The organism is Exiguobacterium sp. SH1S1 (assembly GCF_004337245.1).
Lineage (GTDB): Bacteria > Bacillota > Bacilli > Exiguobacteriales > Exiguobacteriaceae > Exiguobacterium > Exiguobacterium aurantiacum_A.
Window position 1 is genome coordinate 1 of record NZ_SJUZ01000009.1, and the last position, 19,597, is coordinate 19,597.

Genomic DNA, 19,597 nt, shown 5'->3' on the forward strand with positions numbered 1-19,597 from the left:
AAAGAATTAGAAAATGAACGTTTGATATAAAAGACGAACGGCTGTTTGAAACTGTTCTGGTTAGTATTTTTTTGAGTTAGTTATTTGTGCGTTTAACGTTCGTTAAAAAGACGGAAAGGCACACCAAGCTATTTTATTTTCGAAATACATAAATGGCTATTTTTGGTGATAAAATACAAACGATAATATTGTTACAGCACGATTGAATGTAGAATACCGTTTTTCTAATTCGATCGGCCTTGAACTCTATTGTTTATAAAATTAGGAGTGGAGGTCTTTATATGCCGGAAGCAGGAAATTGTTATGTTCTTACATTGAAGCAAGCGTATTTAGAATGGGGTACGCACAGGCATACGAGTACTAGGGGGAATGTTTATGGAGAAGGATATCTTCATATTCCTTCCCACATCGCAAGAGAATACAATATCTTTAATAGTAATCAGGAAGGAGCGAATATTTTATACAATTGCAATTCTGTTGATGGGTTTCTAGCAAATGAAACTTTAAGGGCATCAGGGAACAGCCGAGCTGGTGGTGTATATGCAAAAAATCTTCAAGGGAGTGGGAATTTACAACTATTAGGAGATTGGTTTAACAGTGTGAATGCTCAGGTTGATGATGCGGTTCGTATAACGTGGACGTCTCCCACGACAATTGAATTAGAATTTTTACCGCAATAAAGAAAAGCGGATTCACTCAGTTCTTACACTAGAGTGAATCCGCTTTTTGGTTTTATGAAATGTTGACGTCGAAGTATCAAGTCGTTACGATTTTTGGCATTTTTTTGATTCCTTTAAGATTATGCAATTGGAGCTTTGGTGTAGGTTCTGTTGATTCATAATCGACTCCAACGAATGTTTTTAAAATGGCCTCGAAAACAATTTGAGCGCCTGCCGGAGGAACCGCCATGCCAATTTGTTTCCGTACCTGTTCTTTACTACCCACGAACACAAAATCATCAGGGAACGTTTGGAGACGGGCCCGCTCACGATTTGTCAAAGCACGTTCTTCCTCCCAATGATACATATGCGTACCACCACCACCGCTTCCTGTCACGGTATACGCTGGACGGTTCGGGTCTAATCTTTTATAAATCGAGCTCAGACGCGCACCTTTAACGTTTAATCGCAAATGTTCTGGGATCCCTAAGTACCAAGCGTTTTCGCCAGGTGGAATATGTCCAAGCATTTCTACGACTTTAGGATTATGTCTAGTTAATTCATTATTCATTGCATCTTCTGGAATTGGAGGATTCAAAATCGCTTCACTTGCCGTCTTCACGTTGTCGAGCGTGTTAAGTGGTGCTGGAACTTTAAATTCGATTCCTTGATTTGCTAAATCCTGACGAATTCCGACGATGATGATCCGGTGACGAGCCTGTGGGACGCCATAAAGCTCGAAACGATACAGGTGAGGCGTCAATACATATCCGCATTCCTCTAGTTCGGTCAAAATTTGAATGAATGCTTTGCCTTCATTGGCACTTTGGAGGCCACCGACGTTCTCAGCGACGAAAAATTTTGGTTGATACTCTTTCAACACTTTAACCCCATAAGAATAGAGAGGGCCGAATGTACCATTCAATCCATGTTTTTCACCTACTTGGCTGTAGTCATTGCATGGGAACCCGAACGCGAAGCAATCGATGTCACCAAGGACCGACTTGTCTCCAATTGGAAGTTGTTCGACGGGACCGTGGTGGACGGAATTATCCTCGATGTCATCACAGATGTTGAATCGGAACGTTTTACAAGCCTGCTCATCGTAGTCGTTCGACCATTCATGTACAATTCGGTACTCCTCATTCGTCTCTGGATGAATCACACGTGCATTTTTCGCACCAAGAGAAAGGCCACCTGGGCCATTAAATAGTTCACCTTTTTTAAATATCATAATAAAACTCCTCACTTTCAACGCTTTCAAAAAAACGAAAGTATGTTCTTGCTTACTCATAAGCCTATTCTACATCTCTTTTCAAAAAATAGCAGCCCTAAAGCTCAAATCGTAAAAAACGAAAATACAGGACACTATCAAAGTAAAATCATTCAACGTTGAATGATTTTACTTTGATAGCCTATTATAATCTGAATTCAGAAGCAGATACCTAAGAGGGGGAGGAACGATTGAAGGATAAGCGTCTTAGAAACTTAAGAGAGTTATGTGAAATGTATCTCTGTTCGAGTTTCATTACAGAAGAAATTATAAGTTCGTTCAAGGAACATCTGGCACAAAAAGACATCAGAAGGATCCTATCGGAGAAGACAGGACGAGAACTCAACTCGATTTATCGAGACGAACGTGCGGGGAACGTCTTCAATGCAATCATGTTGATTCGATACTGGAAGGCTGCACTGGAGATGAAAGAAGAGTTAAAGAATGGAACGATGTCTTCCTTTACAAAAGACAGTGATCCGTCAGATATATCGATTCTCGACATCGAAGAAATTATTGGAAAGTATGGGGATATCATCGATTCGGTATCTGAGCTGGATGGCGAGGTTGGATTTGATGAGGCAGTCCAAAATCATTTCGATGTCATCTATAGAGTCGTCGAATATTATGACAAAAATCCATTGCCGGAAAACCGAATGGTCAAAAAGCAACTATTGACCGAATTAAATGACCGACCAGACATACGAGAACGGAAAAACAAATTGAGAACTGAAAGGATGAAACAATATGGCTGAACGTAAAGTATGGTTTATCACACGACCGGAGAGAGATCCGCGCTTCCACGCGGAAGCCGTTACTGCATTGAAAGAGGCGACAGACAATTTCACAAAGAAATGGGAAGGGAACCGAGAACTGCACAAGCGTTATGAATCGGTCCTAGCGGCACATGGGTTAAAGCGTAACAACGTGAGCAATGACGGGTCCGGGGGACGTACGTGGTGCGCGATGTTGAAGACATTCTCGTACTGTTACATTGATAAAGAAGGATTCGTAAAGCCGACTAAAGTAGGGAAGGCTTTAGTAGATGGAGTCAAACCGTATGAAAACGTGAAAAAGCAAATTCTCACGCTTCAAATTCCGAATGCCTATTTCATGGAAAAAGGATTCCGACCGAAATTCGAAGAAGGGTTCCGTATTCGCCCAGCGCGCTTTTTAATCAAACTCGTACAACGTTCAGAGCTTGAGTACCGTCTATCTAAAGAAGAAATCACGTATTTCGTTTTGACCGCACAAAAAGATTCGCAGGAACAAGAGGTTGTCTCAAAAATCCTATCATTCCGAAATGCGTCTCCAGAACAAAAAGAATTAATGAAGCAAGAAATCGCGGTTCACTACGATCATCGGGCCCGAAACGACAAGGCCGCTCGCGATTACTATCAGGCTCATTCAGACGTTGCACATACATTCATGTTGCTATGTGAGTATACAGGACTCGTTGAATATCAAAGGGGAACTTCGATTCTGACAACAGATTCGACTTTGGTCGAGACGGCGATGGAGAGTATCGCTTATTACGATTCGCGCTATCCGTTCAATACTCGGTACCTCATCTCAGTTGAACGGATGGCCCAAAATAGCGGTCTAGATATTGATAGCTACAAATCAAATGAGTTTGGAGACATCAAACCCGCCAGTAACACGCTTAAAATGGCCAGGAAAATTAGAGATATTTTAAAAAAAATCCCTAATCCCAAAGAATTGACACCTGAAGAATTTATGTCTTATCTCGAACCTGTCTTTGGGAAAAGCGATGCCTTGAAAGCCATGAGCGCGGTACAGGCTGAAAAAGGATCAATGAACCATCTTTCTGAAGAGTTTGTGGAGAACTATTTAGGCGACATGACGCATAATGAATTTGAACGAACGACCACTGAAATTTTGAAGGCAATCGGCTTCGAGACAATCTATCAACCTAAAATTCAGGGAAAACAGACAGAAATCGAAATTTTGATTCGTTCAGGTTCTATTCATGGTATCATCGACACCAAACACTATCCGAATGGATTTGGATTAACGCAACAACTCGCGAATTACATGGCATCTGAGTACATTCAAAACTATATGACTTATGACGAAAGTACGCTTAAGTTCTATGGGTATGTCACCTCTGGAGATTTCACTGGTGAGAAAAAATTAGAATCGATCACGTCGCTTGCGGAAAAATTAACAGGTGAAACGATTGAAGGATTAATGATCACGCGTGAAGTGTTGATTGGTTTTCTTGACTATTGTTTGGAGAACCAAATCCCTCAAGAAGAACGGGTCCGTCTATTTATTGAGAATGCTAAAAACAAAGGGTTCAATGATTTGAAGCAATTTGTATAATTCAAGATACACATCTGTTTATACAAGTGAAGCTAGTCAATAAGGGAAGAGCACAATCGCTCTTTCCTTTTATTTTTTGGAAAGTCGAGGAGCGACACTTCGTTTCGCGACGCAGACTTCGAACAACCGCCAGGGCGTTAGTCCATCGATTGTTCCACGTGAATAATCGCCTCGAAAGGCACATGGATGATATCGTCCCGCTGATTGGCCAGTTCGACGGTCCGCTCCATATAGTTCGTCCGGTGCACGAACCCCTTGAATCGCTTCATTTCCCTCTCCTCCATATATCTTACCTCCACCATGTCCCCACTGAAAATCGCGTCATTCAGCACGTTCTCATAGACCGATAGGACCTGTTCATCGATGTCAGGCATCTCGATTTTTTGAATCTCTTTATAGTACTTCGTCAGCAACGCCTTGTGTTCGGGCATGAGGAATGGAATCCATTTCAGTTCACCCCGATCGCGATACATCGTCATCATGAGTAACTCCCTTCTTTAAAAACGAACACTTGTTCTTATTTTATACCCGGTTTATCTGTTTTGAACAGCTTTTTTACGGAATCGTGATCCGTGCGTCCTGTTTCCGTACTCTAGCTCGCTGGGCGGCGGTGCAAGGGACGTCAAAAAAATGACGCGCCCTGCGGCCCGTCTTCCTTCGCTTCAGGCTCAAAGCAGAGCTTTTCGCTCGTTGGCTACGGAAGCCTGGTTCTCCGTGCGCTCTACGCATTTTTTTGAGGCTCTCCCTGCGGTCGCCCTTGCACCGTCTCCCGACGCTCGCTTCGTTCCCGTCAACAGGACGCACAACGGTGTTCGTTCTGAGGTCAGCTTATCCGAAAGGGGACAAACAAACATGGAACTCACATCCATCATCGAAGTCGTTCGTATCAAGCAGGAAATTCGCGAGGAGATGGTCGCGCTTGAGCACGCCACACTTCGTTCACCCGCATGTGCCCGGTCCATCGCGGCACCATTCATCGCAGAGGACGACCGTGAAATCTTTTTGGTCATCATGCTCAATACGAAAAACAATGTCATCGGTGTCCATCGGGCGCATATCGGGAGCATCAACTCGAGCATCGTCCACCCACGGGAAATCTTCAAATGCGCTATCCTCAACAACGCAGCCTGCCTTGTCGTCTGTCATCAGCATCCGAGCGGAGACCCGACCCCGAGCCGGGAAGATATCGAAGTGACAGAGCGTTTATATGAAGCGGGACAGCTTATCGGCATCCCGGTGCTCGACCATGTGATACTCGGGAAGGAGGAATCGTACATTAGCTTGAAACAGCGGGGCTACATGGGGTGAATGGAGTGGGGCCGGGGTACCGGTCCCGGTCTGTCCGGGAAGGGCATGGAAGAAAAACCTGAGTTTTTCTTTTAAAAAATGGGCGACTCGCGTTGCTCTCGCCTGGATCCGCCCAGCGGATCCGGGAAAAGGAATGTTTTCGCACGACGAAAACGAATGGGCTCGTTCGAAGTCACAGGAGGGTGGTTTGTTCCATCTCGTGAGGGGGGGGACGGGTTGCGATCAATCCATAGAAGATAAAAAAGTGCTTGTTTGTCGAAACTAGTCGTTTTCCTTACGTAAGCCCTGGGCTTGTTTGAAACAACACTAGGGCTTACGTGTAGTAGCCTGAGATGCTACGTCATCGTGAACGCGGTATCGTTAGGCTATCAAGAGGAGAGGGTGAATTCAGATGCAGGATTACAAACTAGATCAACAGACGATGGATGAGATGACCGAGGTGTTGCTTCGACGGCTTCGGGATCGGTTGAACGTTGAGAATGGGGAATTCAAACTCGTGAGCATGGACATCCTTTGTGACGTGAAAGAAGGGGAGCTCTTGACGCAGGCCACAATCTTCTTCAACACGGATGCGCTTCAGGTACATAATCGGCCATAAGATTTTTTTATTGTGTAGATATGTATACATGTAGATTTGTATACACGTATACATGTATACGTGTATACATTTTGTGAGCATCATCTCTTTTGGTTTATGGACAAGGACTGAACTGTCTTTGGACGGGGAACAGGTTTATATAAAAATCGGAAAGGATGAGACGTGATGGACGACACGCGATTAGATGACTATGCGTTCGAAGGGTTGGATCCGTTCGTCCGGACGGTGTTTTCGGAACTGATGGAACATCCGGAATGGATGCGTGTCGTCGACAAGGAACATTGCGTCGAGAAGGTCGTCCGTTTCGACGAGGGGCGAAACTCGCCTTACTTCAGGGTGTTGATCTATTTGGACGGGGCAGAGCGTCCGCGCAAGAAGGTGTATCTGTACGGAACATGGGTGGTGGCGGACGGGGCCGTCAGTTTCGTCGTCTCGGAGCTATCGAGAGGTGTGTTCGAATATGAAGTGATGCATGTGCATTGGCTTATCAAGTACCGGTTTGAAGATTGGGGCGTGTCCGAGGACGGGGCGTGGGAGAAGGAATGGTGATTCAGGCTCATACGTGAGCGTCTAGCGACTCATGGCGAAGTCGTTCATCGCACCGCTATCCCCCTGACGGTCCGATAACAAGAGTTGCTGGCTGGTCGCCGCATTTCTATGTTCCTGGACCTTTCTGACGAGAGACAAGGAGCGTAAAATCAACACCAAAAGCAAGTACTTGGGCGTTTCCCGTACTTGCTTGATTGCCTGATGTTCGAAGTGGATTGGATTCCCTTTAATAAAGGTTTTGTTGAATGGAATAAACGAATCATTCACGTGTTGATTGAAAGATACGCCTTGACTCAGTGAATAGAAAAGTGAACAAGCATGAAAGGCGATTCTCTTATGATTAGAGAATCGCCTTTTTAAGTAACAATCTGCAAATATTTTTTGTGTATTCATTCACGTTCTAATAATTCTATTTTAAAAATATCTGTACTACCTGAGCGATCCGTTAAAAGTGTAATGGAGACTAAATCTCCATTTGATAACTCGGGAAGACCAATAACATCATCATTTTGATAAATTGTGATTTGTTCTTCAAAAAAGTCGTAATTGAGTGTACCTTGAAATTCTTCTTTATTTAATTCAATTCCTTCAACTACTATGGAATTGTTATCAATTTCTGTGATTTGCGCATAAAAAGTCTCCACATCTGTTGGCTTGAACTCCCACAACGTTTTTTCGTAGTCCTTATATGCATTCGTGTAGCCTGCAAAATAGCTAATTAAAATGCCCATCAATAATATAAAGCCAGACATAATTATAGTGATTTTGTAAGGGGGTGTAAGCGCAGAACGTTTTTCATTATTACGTTTTAAAGCTTTATTGATATGACGTTTGTAAATTTGAAAGTAAATAACGATTGAGACAATAAATATCAATAATAGTATTAATGAAGCAACGATATAGTTTGGAAATGGCAAGAAATATTCCTCCTTTAAATTTGAAAGTAGTCTTTAAAAATATGATAGTAACTTCTTGTGACATCAACTTTTTTCCCGTTAATTAACGTAAGGATGAATTTTGACGAAAGTGTCGGCTTTATTTGTTTTATTTTATTTGTGGAGATGATGACAGAGTTACTAATGCGTAAAAATGCTTGAGGATCTAGGGAGTTTGCGATTTGGTATAGGCGCTCATTGCACTGGTATAAAGAGTCATTGGTCTGAATTTCAATACTATCGCCGTAAGACTCAATGCAAATAATGTCTTCTACAAATACAACGAGTTTCTCATTGGTTTTTTTATCTCTCACGGTTAAACTTTTAATAAAATTATTCACTTCACTCAATACGAGTTCAGCATTGTCGTCCACTTCTATTCCTTTTTCTTTCAAAAATGATTTTATTTCATCGAATCGATTTTGACCTACACAAAGTTTAATCTTCAAACCACGTCCCCCTTCCATATTTTTTTTAACAAAGAAACTTGATTTCAGAGTCAGTGTAACAATTGGGAATTTATATAACAATATAAGAACGGTACTTTACACTTATATTCAGATGAAATGCATTAATGGATGGATACTCTTCCTAAGTTAGGCTGGAGATTTGAATCAAAACTAATCATCAAATGTTGTTCTATTATTAAAGTTCTTGACTTGAATAAAGATAAAAATAACCCATTTTTTTGATGTGACGATATTATTTATAAATTTTTTGAAAGACAGGAAAATTGTATAAATCAAACAAATTCAATCTTTGATTGGGACAAAATAGACCTACATAGTGGGAAAGCACTAAAGGCATCCTTCCTTTTTAAACATATCATCCTATTTATCTAACACTTAAATACTAGTAATATCTTAATTGTTGGTTCAAATAGAATAATTTTCTAATCAGGGGGATTAAAATGAAAAATATTGGTAAAAAGTTATTTGTTACGTCTGCTATTTTTGTGTTAGTGAGTAGTGCTGTTCCTACGTCAGCATCCACTAATACTGAGGAATTTGATTATTTAAAAAATGCTCTCTCAGAGATTGATTCAGTTCCTTTTGAGGAAACAGATGAGTATATGGAACAAAATGAAGAATGGATTGATGAGGTAGGTACAAGATTAGATGATTATCTAGCAGGTTTTCCTGCAGAGCAACAAGATCAAATAGTAAAAAATCTTTTGAATAATGACTTTTCTGCAAGTGAAACAGGATTTAATACACTTAAACAAACAAATATTTCAAATTTCAGTATGAGTACAATGAGTGCAACAACAACCGCTTCACATAATGTAAGTAAATATTTCAATAAGACATGGTATTCAAGTAACCGTGGTGGGTGGAAAACTTATTCTATGGAACCAAAATGGTCTGTACGGTTATATGGTCCAACTATGAAAGCTGGATGGACTGAGTTGGGGAAAAAATATAGTGTTATTAAAAATGATAAAGGATCAATGTACAAGCAGTACAAGTGTCACTTTGATTACGATGTATTTGGGGCGTTAGCTGGAAGCTGGGATATAGAAGTAGGACGACCGATTGTGTCAGAAGCTATGATGATTCGCACTCTCTGTAATCCGGAATGAGTCAAACTTAATCATCTTGTATAAATGAATTCTGTACTCTGGGTAGTCTAACAAAAGACCTTCTGCTTTCTAATAGTCTATGAGATGGCTAAGGTATTCTACGAATACACTAAAAAACCACTTTTTACTCGAGCGTAGGAAAGAGGGACGGTCGTGAATTCGAGTTCTATAGGACAATCACCTTTTTTCTTTCGCTCTTAGCCTGGGTATTCTTTTTTGGAGGATAATAATTCGTTTCAAGTGACCGCACCAATCAAGAAAGTGTATCTGTATGGGACATGGGTGGCAGATGGGGATGTCAGTCTTGTCGTCTCAGAGCTATCTAAGGGTGTATTCGAGTATGAAGTGATGCATGTCCATTGACTCATCAAGTATCGGTTCGAGGATTGGGGCGTGTCCGAGGACGGGGCGTGGGAGAAGGAATGGTGACCCGGGCTCATGCGTGAGCGTCTAGCGCCATATGGCGAAGTCGCTCATCGCACCGCTGCCCCCCTGACGGCCCGATAACAAGAGCTGCTGGTTTAGCCGCATCTCTATGTTCCTGGCCCTTTCTGACGGGAGGCACGGAGCGTAAGGGCAACGTCAAAAGCAAGACCGTGGGCGCGTCTAACGCCACGCAAGGAACACCATTCGACTGAATGGTGTTTTTGATTGGAATCCATTAAATGATTTCTAATAAATTTGAAATCACTTAAGGAATCTTATCACTTTAATGCAATGATTATGGTATTATTTAATAAAGTCATCATTGTATTAAAAGGGAGGTCCATCATGTATACGATTGACGAAGCATTTGAAATCTTATCGAAGAACAAGCTCACAAGCCACAAGGAGACGGTTCGCAACTGGGTACGAAAAGGCGTGATCCAGGCGGAACCGCTCGAATCGCGTAAAAAAGGCTATCGGATCAGTGAGGAGGCGCTCGAGCAGTTCATCAAAGAACGGATGCCTGAAGGATGGGAGATGTATCCAGACTCGGTGACAGGTGATTCACGGGATGTCGTTAAAAATGAGGATGAGGCGCCGTACCGCGTCGAAGTCGATGTAGAAGCAATCAAGGAGCAGGGGCGAATCGAGATGTGGCACCAAGTGGCCGGACGTTGGCTATGGGAAGATCATCTTGAAATCACACGGGCGATGGTACGACGTGCGATCGAGCATAGGGGTCATTCAAAAGAGTTCGAGCAGTTCGTCTGGGAACGATGTCTCAAGGAAAGCGCCCCGCGTAAAAAACCACGAGTCCTTTACTTGGTTGATGCGTTTCTATTCGAAGGAGAGCGAGTGCCGTTCGATCAGGATTTTGGAATTAAAGAAGAACAAATCATGCAAGCGTTGATTGAGCATGTTAGATTGAAAAAGAAATCAGGAATGTATAAAAATGAATCTGATAGCAGATAAAACTCTTAGTACTGGGATAGCTGGATGATATCTATGAAAGCACAATTTAGTCAATAAGGAGTCGGATTCCTCCAACTATAATTAATAGAAATTGACCTACTTTCCAATATGGTCAACGGATCGTATAAGCAAATGAGAGATGAAAAAACACATTCTTTGAGAAAAAGAATGTGTTTTTATACATTGATGATTGCGTTAAAAATATAAGAGTACCATGTCCAGCTGTGGTTCGTATTGCTCTGCTATCATCTAGGTCAATTTTCTTTCTTAATAGACTTTGCAACTTGAATTGCAATCATTAATGTTAGTGCACTTAAAAGTAAAATCAAAGCATTTAGCCATTGCAAATTACTTCCGTTAAAAAAAATTAATAAGTCCTTTAAAAATACAACGAATAGAAATGTCACCAATATATAAGGACCGTATTTTGACATGATAAAGACCTCCATAATTTTATCTGTAATTTTTTATGTATAAATGATTGCAGACGTTGATTGAGCATATCAGATTGAAAAAGAGGTATGGGAACAGTGTTCAAAGTACACATGGGGTCACGCGACACCGCGAGTCCCATACCTGCTTGATTACTTCATGTTCGAAGGGGAGCGGATTCCCTTCAAACGCTCCTTATTTATACGTTCTCTAGACTTAAATCATCTCTCTTTGATTCGTCAGTGCTCGCTTCAGTCGTCTCGACGACCGTGTTTCGGTTTGTGGAGCAGTTTCTTCCACTTTCTCATTCGTGGAAGCCTGGTACATCCGGCTATCAGTAGTAAGGCCAGAGGTAGGACTAAATAAGTGAATTTCATTTTCTACTCTTTCGTACATGGTATGTATAGGCGTATATACGTAGACAGATCTACATACACATCAACCAATTATATCCTTTGCATCCTCACGATGCGCCAATCCTTCAAGTTTTGGGCTTCCATATGGTTTGTGACTCGTTCAATCATTCTCATTTTTTCGGTCTGAGAAAAATTGAAGGCATCTTCCGGGAGTTCCAACTCGACCTCGAGCGTAACTTTGGCTTTCTTTTTTCGTTTCTTGAATCGACGAAGCAGGTAATGCTCAAGTTCGTCGATGATTTCCGCGTCATCGATGCCGTCAGAGGACTTCAAAGCAATGTTCAACCAAGGATTGAGTCGATTGATGTACTCTTCAAGTTCTTGGGGTGTCGTATTTAAGTATGTCCAAAGGTGATCAAATCGCAGTGTTTCCGTCTTGTAAAACAGTCTAATCCACTCTTGAAGATTCATGAGATAACTCCTTTTTGATTTAAGTGTATCTCGTGTTACGTATGGCAAACAGTGACGAGTTTATGTACAAATCGAATACGGTTCTTAAAAACCTTAGGAGGTGTTGCACATGAAACTCCGTTCATCAAATAAAAACCATAATCATTCTTGTGTCTGATGGTGCTTAGTATTTAGAAGCTATTTAACAAATGCCGGATTATAATAAAGGTGTGTTGGATAATTTTACAATATTTTTAAAGCGGAGTGATAGAAGATGAATAAATTGATTAAAATCGGGAGTGCCGTTCTATTTAGTGGAGCGCTATTGGTGTCGCCATACGGAGAGGCATCGGCCGCTGCGAGCATCAAAGTCCATTACGTCGATGTCGGACAGGGAGACGCCATCTACATCAAGATGCCGAGCGGGGAGGACGTGGTCATCGATGGTGGGAACAAAGGAAAAGGTGATGCCATCGTCGCCTATCTCAAAAAACAAAAAGTGGATGACATCGAGGTATTGATCTCGACGCATCCGGATGCGGATCATATCGGTGGATTGGATGAAATCTTGGATGCCTATCGTGTCGAGAACGTCTACGCACCGAAAGTGAAGCACACGACCCAGGCCTACAAAGACTTCCTTCAAGCCGTCAAACGGGAAGGGAAGACCATCAAAACGGCACAGGCCGGCGTGAAACTGCCGATCAAAGGTGTTAGTGCGAAGTTTGTCGGTCCGGTCAAATCCTACTCGAACAGTGACTTGAACAACTGGAGTGCGGTCCTTCATGTCACATACAAGAAGAACACGTTCTTGTTCACAGGGGACGCGGAACACGTTTCTGAGAAGGACATGATGGCCAAGAAGCAGACGCTCCGGGCGGATGTATTGAAAGTGGGCCATCACGGTGCCAAGACGTCGACAAGCAGCACGTTCCTGAACACGGTCAAACCGAAGCATGCCATCATCAGCGTCGGGAAAAACAGCTATGGGCACCCGACGTCCGAAGTGGTGACGAACTTGAAGCGACAAAAAGCGAACACGCTTCGAACAGACAAGAATGGCACAATTATCATCACGGGGAACGGCTCGAGTTATGCCGTGAAAAAATCCAAATGAAGAGACGACGGGGAATCATCGATCGATTCGAAGGGGACTTGGCTGTCGTCGAATTCGGAGAAGTGATGGAGGATATTCCAAAGTCACGGCTCCCTGAATCGACGCAGTCGGGCGATGTGCTTTGGTTTTACGAAGATGGACGAGTTGAGGTGGATACAGGGGAAAAAGAACGGTTATCAAAAGAAATCGATGAGTTAATGGATGAGCTTTGGGAGGATTAACCTTCTTAAACATCAGCGCAAATTTGTTAGGCAAAGTACGAAAAATATGACGAGGGAGAAGTCTTATGAAAATCAGAATCGCAAAACCATCTGACGCCTATCATATTGCAAAAGTACAAATAGATAGTTGGCAATCGACATATAAAGGCATTTTATCAGAAGATTACTTGAAGGACTTAAACTATAAAACCAAAGAATTGAAATGGTACAACATTCTCCAAAATCAAACGGTCTATGTGGTCGAGAATTTAGATGAAGAGATTGTTGGGTTTGCACATGGAGGGCCGTCCGAAAAAGCAGTTTGTCCGACATTTACAGGAGAGTTGTATTCTATTTATCTACTTCAACACTATCAATATCAAGGACTAGGTAAGTTGTTATTTGATGCAGTTGCATTAGAATTGGTGAATGAAGGATTTTCCTCTCTGAAGGTTTTTGTTTTAGATCAGAACCCCAGCAGACTTTTTTATGAAGCATTGGGAGGTAAGGAAATAGAAGTTACTTCAGTTGAAATTCACGGAATTGATTATCGAGAGATTGTCTATGGATGGGAAAACATAGGGACAAAATTATAACCTGAAAAATCATATATCAGATTGTTTTTGACGCTTTTAGGGTTGAAATGAATAAAGCTTAAGGATTGCATAATTTGTAGAATTGGAGAACTGATATGTTACTTATCCAAAGATCGAGTAAACATGAAGCATCTGTATTATTGGACATACAAAAGGAAGCCTTTCAAAAGGATTTAATAAAGTATGAAGATTATGATACCAGTCCTGTTAACGAGCCGATAGAGCGGCTAATCAAGAAGATTGAGCTGTTCATTCATTACACCATTTGGATTGATGGAAAAATTGCTGGCGGAGCTGACATTCGAGATATGAGTGAAGGGAGATATCGTTTAAATCGAATATTTTTATCTGAACGGTATCAAAACAAAGGCTTTGGGACTGAAATAATAAATTTAATTGAAGCAGAATTCCCACTCGCTAAGGAATGGAGATTAGATACACCTCATTTGAATACTAGAAATCATCATTTCTATGAAAAGCTTGGATACAAACGAGAGGCCCAACATCAAATAAACAGTAAACTGATATTGATTGATTATGTAAAAAAGATATGAGCTCTATTTAAAAGCCCATATCTCTTAATACTTATATTAGTCTTTCGACGTTAAACATTGCTGTTCTAGAGAGGGACTTCTTCTCTTTATCAAGTAGTATGTCATGCCAACGGTCTTCAAGAGACTTTAGAAAGGGTTTTTCTAACCGTTTGTTTTTTTCAAGGTCGTGTAATGGATGCACAGTTCTATCCGGATCAAAGTGACCGCTGATCAATGATTTACCCGGTAAGGCGACCGTGTAGGCGACGAGTGCATCTTCACTAAAGTCGTGATTGTTTGCGACACCGAATGACTGGAACCCGAATCCTTTATCGTGAATATACATGAGCGGCTCATCGACGCGATCCATCTTCAGGTTCGTCTCGAGGGTCGCTTTTGCGTTCAGATAGGGCTCCACCTCCTCGGGAGACACACTTTGTACGGCATGCACCCGTTCATAAAGACTGAGGTCAGCGTCTTTCCATCCCATACGCCGCTCCAGCTGTTCAAGGTAATCAAGAGGGCTCTGTTCTTTCTCCTGTTGTAAGGCGTGCACTTTTTCTAAGTGTGACTCGATATGGTCGAGGAAGCCTGCGGACGTCTGATGGACCTCCTGCAACAGCTGTTCCTTGTCGAGGAGTTCCTTGTCTTTCGTCCAACCGGCCAAGTAAGAGAGCGAGAAATCGTCCGTCGGGAAACCGAGTTGATGCGAGACGACATAGGCGATCATCTCGGCTTGGAACTCCTTCTCGGGTGCCGTGAGCGGTTTGTCTCGTTCGAGGTTCCGCTCTTGGTTGTGCAGCTCCGCGTGCGCGAGCTCGTGGATCAGGACGGTGATGTCCTCAATCGATGTGTTCCGTGGATTCAAGGCGATCGAATGTAGCTCCGGATAGTAACAGCCCTTCGCTGTTCCGATCTCGTCGAGCGGTTCCTCCAATAGTGTCACATTCCGGGCATCCGCGATCGTCGTCAAGGCGTCACGGATGTCTTGTTCGTTTTCCAGCCCGCCGTCCCGGTGATACCGTTTGAAGATGTCCGAGACCTCGATTCCTTTCTCGCGTGCGTCGGTCTGCGTGTACTCGAACACGTGACCGATCTTGAAGTACATCATCTTACGTGACGGGACGCGTCCTTGCTTTACGCCGTCTTTGACCGGCTTCGGTGCCTTGCTGAGTGGTACCCATTCATCTTTGTGCAGGGCATACGTCACCGGATTCGGGACGAACACCTTGATGCCACGCTCACCTTTTTGGACCTGTGCGCCTTGCTTCTCCCAGAACGGATAAGAGCCAACCGCGACCGCTCCGGGGAATTGGGACTCGATCAAGACCGCGTTCCGCATCGAGTATTGATGGAACTTGCCGAGAAACTGGAGATGTTCCCGGATTTTCTCCGGACTCTCAAAGTAGCTGTCGATCTGTTTTCCCATCTGTTCGGTCAAGGCCTCGAGCTCGGCTTTCCGTTCTTCGTTCGTCTTCATCTTGGCCATCGTGTCAGACTCCTTCCTTCAACAAGTCGGTGACAGGTTCTGCAGTATCCGTGAATTCGTTCAACTCACGTTCGAGTTGTGGCGACGTTTCCGGGATTTCCAGTAACAGTCGTGTCCGCTCGAAATTGACGGGAAGCAAGACGATCTCGTCTTGTGCGATGGCGGTTAAAAGTCGGTGCTCGGAAACGGACACCGGAATGTCGTACCGTTTTCCATAGATGAGGACCGTGACGGTATCGGTCTGAAGTGTCAACAGTTGTCCCATCGTGAAGGGACGGTCAAGTGGTCGCATAGGATTCATCCTCTCTCAAAAGTTAGTGTGTCCTTCTTCTGTTTTTGGTGCTCAATGCGCTCTTGGACGACACGTTCCGCCGTATCGAGGAACGTCGGCTTGAATTGGTCCGTCGTCATGATGTCCTCGATACCCTCGGTCTGCATCAGCGCCTGTAGGAGCTCTGTTAGGATCTGCCCGTGGCGGTCGGAGCGGTTCGCGGCGAGCCGGATGCGCTCGAGTTCCGTCGATATTTGCTCGTTTATCAACTCTTTGATATGACGGGAGACCTGTGTGCTGATCGAGTGGGTGAGGAACTGCATGTCCCACTTCTCGTCGGCCAGTTGTCTATGTTCTTCTGCGATATGGTCGATGACCTGGCCGAGGTGGCCGAAGCGTTTGTCGTCGGCGAACTCCTCCAAATACGCGACCGTCTCCGGCTTCAACCGGAGACGGGTCTGTCTCAACTCTTCCATCGTCCTCCCTCACTTTCCATATTCGATGTCTCGTTCTAACTGTTCGAAAGCACGTTGATTCTTCAAGTGTTCGAATTCGTCGTTCATGTGTCGCTCGATCCGGTAAAGTGATTCGTTGAATATCTTTTGATGTTTAAATGCGCGTCGGACCGGATGGTTGCGAGCTTCATTTCTCTCAACTGTCACCTGTTCTTTTGACAAGTCTCGCATCTCGGAGAGGATGGCATTCCCCATCCGGGTGTAGAGGTCCTGTCGCTTCGTCGTCCGGTAACGCTTGGCCTTCTCCGTATCGCCGTAGCTGCGACGATGGAACGATACTTCCTGTTCGAGCCGATCGTTGAAGGCTTTGAACTCCGATTTGAAGTGGATATCGATATAGCGGTCGGTCAGACAATCGAGTGACTCACGGAGTGGCTGCATCCCGTTCATGTTGTAGCGCCACTGGCTTTTGTCTTCCGGCAAGCGTTCATAAATATCCTTGAACTGATGGACGAGATCGGGATGCAGGACACGATTCGGGAGCGTTTGGATCTTCCGGTTCCGTTTGTGGGCGACCAACTCGTCGCGGATGAATGCGTTCAGTTTCTCCTGTTCTTTCGTCCGGTCAGCGAGGGAATGGATGACCTTCGACTTCATCAGCTCGATTGATTTCGGTTTTCGTTTGCCGCGTTCGCGCATATGGCTCGTCTCGACGATGGCGACATGGATATGGATATTGTCAGTGTTGTAGTGCACGGCACCGGTCCAGTAGGCGTGGACCATCTTTTCTTTTTGGAGCATCGAATCGACCGCATTCCGCGTTGCCTGGATCAGCCGTTTTTCGTCGATGAAATCGTCGTGAAGCACGCCGGTCTCGCGTAGCCAGACGTTGTCGAACGAGATGATGTCTTGCCAGAGGATGCTCCCGTTCTCTTGCGCGTGTTTGAAGATGTCGCGGACAAAACGGCGCTTTTCGTCGTCCAATCGGTCGTCCTCGCGTGTGAACAGACCGCTCGATTTCATCTCGTCTTCCATGTAATCATGGTACGTCTCGAACTGTTCGCGGCTGTCTTTTGCGTCGGGACGATTGATGTAGTCGAGGTACGTGGTGTAGCGACGCGACTTCTTTTTCATGCCCGGCACCTTGAATTTCGACTTGATGACGACACCCGGAGTTTCATGCATCCTGCATCACCTCGTTCAACAACCGGGTCACTGCGGCGAGCTCGTCTGCGCTCCGTTTCAGGTGGAGTGTGTTCGCCTCGAGCTGTCGTTCGAGCCGCTCGACCTGCGTCGATTGGATGCCGTTCGCGCACCAGGAGGCGAGTAGTTCTTTCAAATATTGTTGCCGGGAGCGATTGTTTCGCTTTGCCCATTCATCGATTTGCTTCACGATGACGGGGTCGATGTCGCGGAGTAATAGATCCATCTGCCTGACCACCTTTCTAGAGGTTACATATTGCCAACGTCCTAAAAGTTCGTTCAAAGAGCATAAGGGGAAACTGCTATCACTCGTCGTGATAGCCCAGGCAGAGCCTGGGGTTTCCGTGATATCACCAAAAGTCCGAAAGTGGCACGAAATGTGCCAGTAAAACCCTCGATTTGGCACGAAATGTGCCACTTAAATCGACAGTTCCCGGAGCCGGACGCGCAGTTTGTCTTGCTTTTCTTCAAGTGCTTTGACCGACTGTTCGAGTTTCTCGAGTTCGAGTGTGAGCTCGTCACGCTTCCTGCCGAGGTCGAAGATTTCATTCTCCTGTTCGACCTGTTCGTCGAGCGAGAGGTAGGGGAGTTCGCTTTCAATTTCCTCTTTGTCACTATCGAGTCGCTTGATCTGTTGCCGCTGCGCCTCGACCGACTGCTGCGCCGTTTCCAACTGTCGGTCGGTCCCAACAAGCTCGTCCTCGACGAACAATCTCGTGAAAGTTGTCTCGTCAGATGAGGTGTGACTCGCCTGTCCGATGGTCCGATGGTCAGCATAGAGCGACGTCAATAGACTGTTCTCCCGTTCCTCAGGTGTGAGTTCATCCAGTGGTTGGGATTCATCCAATCCATAGATCCGGACAGCGAGTTGGTCAAAGTCGTTCGGCACGTCCTTCAATTCGAGCACGTATTGGTCGTTCCGTTCATAGAGCAACACAACCTCCTTCTCAGAATCTGGACGTGCCTTATAGACGGAACGAAAGACATGATCGTTCGTGTTACCTGGTGCGTCATCAAGTGAGAGGCGGATGCGCATCGTCCGTTTATCCATGTCATAACTCCATGCATGAAGCGTCACGACCTCGCCATTCGAGAGGCGGATTGCCTCGTTGACCGGCGTCTCATTGACCGGCACTTCCTCGGCAAAGAAGAACGACGAGGTGCCGAAAAAGAGGAAGCCGATGACAAAGAACACGCCGAGTCCGAGGTAGAACCGGGAGACGTTCTGGGTGAGACGCCGTCGCGATTGTCGCCGCATTTAGCTCCCTCCTTCCGGTGTCAGGTCTTCCATCTCGGTGACGATCAAATGTCCGTCGATGGACTCGAACGTCAGGGCCAACAGTTCTTGCGTCGTCTCTTCATAACCCGTCTCAGTGATCAATAGGTCCTGTTCGAACCGGACGAGGCAATGATCTCCAGAAACAGAAGGAAACGCTTCGATGTCGCGGACGGTCGTCTCGAACGTGCCGACGTCGCTCCCGTCAGCGGCGAAGAGCGTGGTCACGAGTTCCTCCGACATGACGTCTTTCGCCTGTCGTTTTTGGGTCGTGTAACTGTCCTTCGTGATGGTGAAGGCGTACTCGACGAAGCGCGTCGCGCGTGTCGTCAGCTCTTCCATTCGTTCAGTCTCCGTCGAAGCCACGACTGGTTCGGTGTCCGCTGACGACTCTTCGGAGGTTGCCGGTTCAGAGGGAGTGACACTCTCATTTTCCGTCTGACTCGTGTCTGAAGTACTCGTGACAGCCGTCACTTGTTGATAAAAAAAGACGTTCGCCGCGAGCGAAATGAGAAGCAGTACCCCGAACAGATACGCGAGGTGACGTGCGGTGAAGTTCATCCTTCCTCCT

26 protein-coding genes are annotated in these 19,597 nt (G+C 44.8%); 13 read left to right on the forward strand and 13 right to left on the reverse strand.

Annotation, left to right across the window (positions count from 1 at the left end):
- Positions 1 to 281 precede the first annotated feature (281 nt).
- Positions 282 to 680: a hypothetical protein gene (locus EVJ23_RS13145; protein ID WP_131466395.1), complete on the forward strand. Its 399-nt coding sequence runs from the start codon at positions 282 to 284 to the stop codon at positions 678 to 680.
- Positions 681 to 756: 76 nt separating this feature from the next.
- Here EVJ23_RS13145 and EVJ23_RS13150 read toward each other — a convergent pair whose 3' ends face one another.
- The gene (locus tag EVJ23_RS13150) at positions 757 to 1,893 is read right to left on the reverse strand and encodes a DNA cytosine methyltransferase (protein WP_131466488.1); all 1,137 of its coding nucleotides are present in this window, start codon (positions 1,891 to 1,893) and stop codon (positions 757 to 759) included.
- Positions 1,894 to 2,123: 230 nt separating this feature from the next.
- Between EVJ23_RS13150 and EVJ23_RS13155 the strand changes: the two genes are divergently transcribed.
- Together EVJ23_RS13155 and EVJ23_RS13160 are read left to right on the forward strand one after the other, a co-directional pair.
- A complete protein-coding gene (locus EVJ23_RS13155; protein ID WP_131466397.1) occupies positions 2,124 to 2,687 on the forward strand; it encodes a hypothetical protein in 564 nt (187 codons plus the stop codon).
- Positions 2,680 to 4,278 carry an AlwI family type II restriction endonuclease gene (locus EVJ23_RS13160; RefSeq protein ID WP_131466399.1) on the forward strand — a complete coding sequence of 533 codons (1,599 nt, stop codon included), beginning with the start codon at positions 2,680 to 2,682 and terminating at the stop codon, positions 4,276 to 4,278. The genes EVJ23_RS13155 and EVJ23_RS13160 overlap by 8 nt, the downstream gene beginning before the upstream one ends.
- A gap of 137 nt (positions 4,279 to 4,415) precedes the next feature.
- Here the strand turns inward: EVJ23_RS13160 and EVJ23_RS13165 are convergent, their stop codons facing one another.
- Positions 4,416 to 4,760 carry a YolD-like family protein gene (locus EVJ23_RS13165; protein WP_131466401.1) on the reverse strand — a complete coding sequence of 115 codons (345 nt, stop codon included), beginning with the start codon at positions 4,758 to 4,760 and terminating at the stop codon, positions 4,416 to 4,418.
- Between the two features lie 370 nt (positions 4,761 to 5,130).
- Between EVJ23_RS13165 and EVJ23_RS13170 the strand changes: the two genes are divergently transcribed.
- From EVJ23_RS13170 to EVJ23_RS13180, 3 genes are all read left to right on the forward strand, one after another.
- Positions 5,131 to 5,586, forward strand: a complete 456-nt coding sequence (locus tag EVJ23_RS13170) for a JAB domain-containing protein (RefSeq protein WP_131466403.1) — start codon at positions 5,131 to 5,133, stop codon at positions 5,584 to 5,586.
- Positions 5,587 to 5,977: 391 nt separating this feature from the next.
- Positions 5,978 to 6,184 carry a hypothetical protein gene (locus EVJ23_RS13175; protein ID WP_131466405.1) on the forward strand — a complete coding sequence of 69 codons (207 nt, stop codon included), beginning with the start codon at positions 5,978 to 5,980 and terminating at the stop codon, positions 6,182 to 6,184.
- A 165-nt stretch (positions 6,185 to 6,349) separates the two neighbouring features.
- The gene (locus EVJ23_RS13180; protein ID WP_131466407.1) at positions 6,350 to 6,733 is read left to right on the forward strand and encodes a hypothetical protein; all 384 of its coding nucleotides are present in this window, start codon (positions 6,350 to 6,352) and stop codon (positions 6,731 to 6,733) included.
- Between the two features lie 389 nt (positions 6,734 to 7,122).
- On the opposite strand, the gene EVJ23_RS13185 is transcribed toward EVJ23_RS13180, so the two are convergent.
- Positions 7,123 to 7,650, reverse strand: a complete 528-nt coding sequence (locus EVJ23_RS13185; protein WP_131466409.1) for a hypothetical protein — start codon at positions 7,648 to 7,650, stop codon at positions 7,123 to 7,125.
- Positions 7,651 to 7,664: 14 nt separating this feature from the next.
- Complete coding sequence (locus tag EVJ23_RS13190) at positions 7,665 to 8,117, reverse strand: LytTR family DNA-binding domain-containing protein (RefSeq protein ID WP_131466411.1); 453 nt, start codon at positions 8,115 to 8,117, stop codon at positions 7,665 to 7,667.
- Between the two features lie 461 nt (positions 8,118 to 8,578).
- Here EVJ23_RS13190 and EVJ23_RS13195 point away from each other — a divergent pair, with 461 nt between their 5' ends.
- From EVJ23_RS13195 to EVJ23_RS13200, 3 genes are all read left to right on the forward strand, one after another.
- A complete protein-coding gene (locus tag EVJ23_RS13195) occupies positions 8,579 to 9,250 on the forward strand; it encodes a DUF2599 domain-containing protein (RefSeq protein WP_131466413.1) in 672 nt (223 codons plus the stop codon).
- Positions 9,251 to 9,466: 216 nt separating this feature from the next.
- Positions 9,467 to 9,613 carry a hypothetical protein gene (locus EVJ23_RS15245; protein WP_161567037.1) on the forward strand — a complete coding sequence of 49 codons (147 nt, stop codon included), beginning with the start codon at positions 9,467 to 9,469 and terminating at the stop codon, positions 9,611 to 9,613.
- Positions 9,614 to 10,021: 408 nt separating this feature from the next.
- Positions 10,022 to 10,648 (forward strand): helix-turn-helix domain-containing protein, encoded by a 627-nt coding sequence (locus EVJ23_RS13200; protein ID WP_161567036.1) that lies wholly within the window; start codon positions 10,022 to 10,024, stop codon positions 10,646 to 10,648.
- A 254-nt stretch (positions 10,649 to 10,902) separates the two neighbouring features.
- Here the strand turns inward: EVJ23_RS13200 and EVJ23_RS13205 are convergent, their stop codons facing one another.
- Positions 10,903 to 11,082, reverse strand: coding sequence for a hypothetical protein (locus EVJ23_RS13205; RefSeq protein WP_131466417.1), 180 nt, complete (start codon positions 11,080 to 11,082; stop codon positions 10,903 to 10,905).
- A 444-nt stretch (positions 11,083 to 11,526) separates the two neighbouring features.
- A complete protein-coding gene (locus tag EVJ23_RS13210; protein ID WP_131466419.1) occupies positions 11,527 to 11,907 on the reverse strand; it encodes a hypothetical protein in 381 nt (126 codons plus the stop codon).
- Positions 11,908 to 12,160: 253 nt separating this feature from the next.
- Between EVJ23_RS13210 and EVJ23_RS13215 the strand changes: the two genes are divergently transcribed.
- The 4 genes from EVJ23_RS13215 (at position 12,161) to EVJ23_RS13230 (ending at position 14,353) form a co-directional block, all read left to right on the forward strand.
- Positions 12,161 to 13,003: a ComEC/Rec2 family competence protein gene (locus EVJ23_RS13215; protein ID WP_131466421.1), complete on the forward strand. Its 843-nt coding sequence runs from the start codon at positions 12,161 to 12,163 to the stop codon at positions 13,001 to 13,003.
- The gene (locus EVJ23_RS13220) at positions 13,000 to 13,224 is read left to right on the forward strand and encodes a DUF3006 domain-containing protein (protein ID WP_131466423.1); all 225 of its coding nucleotides are present in this window, start codon (positions 13,000 to 13,002) and stop codon (positions 13,222 to 13,224) included. Before EVJ23_RS13215 ends, EVJ23_RS13220 begins: the two co-directional genes overlap by 4 nt.
- A 65-nt stretch (positions 13,225 to 13,289) precedes the next feature.
- The gene (locus tag EVJ23_RS13225; RefSeq protein ID WP_131466425.1) at positions 13,290 to 13,799 is read left to right on the forward strand and encodes a GNAT family N-acetyltransferase; all 510 of its coding nucleotides are present in this window, start codon (positions 13,290 to 13,292) and stop codon (positions 13,797 to 13,799) included.
- Between the two features lie 95 nt (positions 13,800 to 13,894).
- Entirely contained in the window at positions 13,895 to 14,353 is a 459-nt protein-coding gene (locus EVJ23_RS13230) for a GNAT family N-acetyltransferase (RefSeq protein WP_131466427.1), read from the forward strand.
- Positions 14,354 to 14,384: 31 nt separating this feature from the next.
- Here EVJ23_RS13230 and EVJ23_RS13235 read toward each other — a convergent pair whose 3' ends face one another.
- The 7 genes from EVJ23_RS13235 to EVJ23_RS13265 all read right to left on the reverse strand — a co-directional run bounded on the left by EVJ23_RS13235 (position 14,385) and on the right by EVJ23_RS13265 (position 19,587).
- Positions 14,385 to 15,821, reverse strand: coding sequence for an ImmA/IrrE family metallo-endopeptidase (locus tag EVJ23_RS13235; RefSeq protein ID WP_131466429.1), 1,437 nt, complete (start codon positions 15,819 to 15,821; stop codon positions 14,385 to 14,387).
- A gap of 4 nt (positions 15,822 to 15,825) precedes the next feature.
- Entirely contained in the window at positions 15,826 to 16,122 is a 297-nt protein-coding gene (locus EVJ23_RS13240; RefSeq protein WP_236641237.1) for a hypothetical protein, read from the reverse strand.
- Positions 16,119 to 16,568, reverse strand: a complete 450-nt coding sequence (locus EVJ23_RS13245; RefSeq protein WP_131466433.1) for a hypothetical protein — start codon at positions 16,566 to 16,568, stop codon at positions 16,119 to 16,121. Before EVJ23_RS13245 ends, EVJ23_RS13240 begins: the two co-directional genes overlap by 4 nt.
- Before the next feature lie 9 nt (positions 16,569 to 16,577).
- Positions 16,578 to 17,732 (reverse strand): MobP2 family relaxase, encoded by a 1,155-nt coding sequence (mobP2, locus tag EVJ23_RS13250; protein WP_131466435.1) that lies wholly within the window; start codon positions 17,730 to 17,732, stop codon positions 16,578 to 16,580.
- On the reverse strand, positions 17,725 to 17,976 hold the full coding sequence (locus EVJ23_RS13255) for a hypothetical protein (protein WP_131466437.1): 252 nt from the start codon (positions 17,974 to 17,976) through the stop codon (positions 17,725 to 17,727). Before EVJ23_RS13255 ends, mobP2 begins: the two co-directional genes overlap by 8 nt.
- Positions 17,977 to 18,168: 192 nt before the next feature.
- Complete coding sequence (locus EVJ23_RS13260) at positions 18,169 to 19,008, reverse strand: hypothetical protein (RefSeq protein WP_131466439.1); 840 nt, start codon at positions 19,006 to 19,008, stop codon at positions 18,169 to 18,171.
- Complete coding sequence (locus EVJ23_RS13265) at positions 19,009 to 19,587, reverse strand: hypothetical protein (protein ID WP_131466441.1); 579 nt, start codon at positions 19,585 to 19,587, stop codon at positions 19,009 to 19,011.
- Between the last annotated feature and the right edge of the window lie 10 nt (positions 19,588 to 19,597).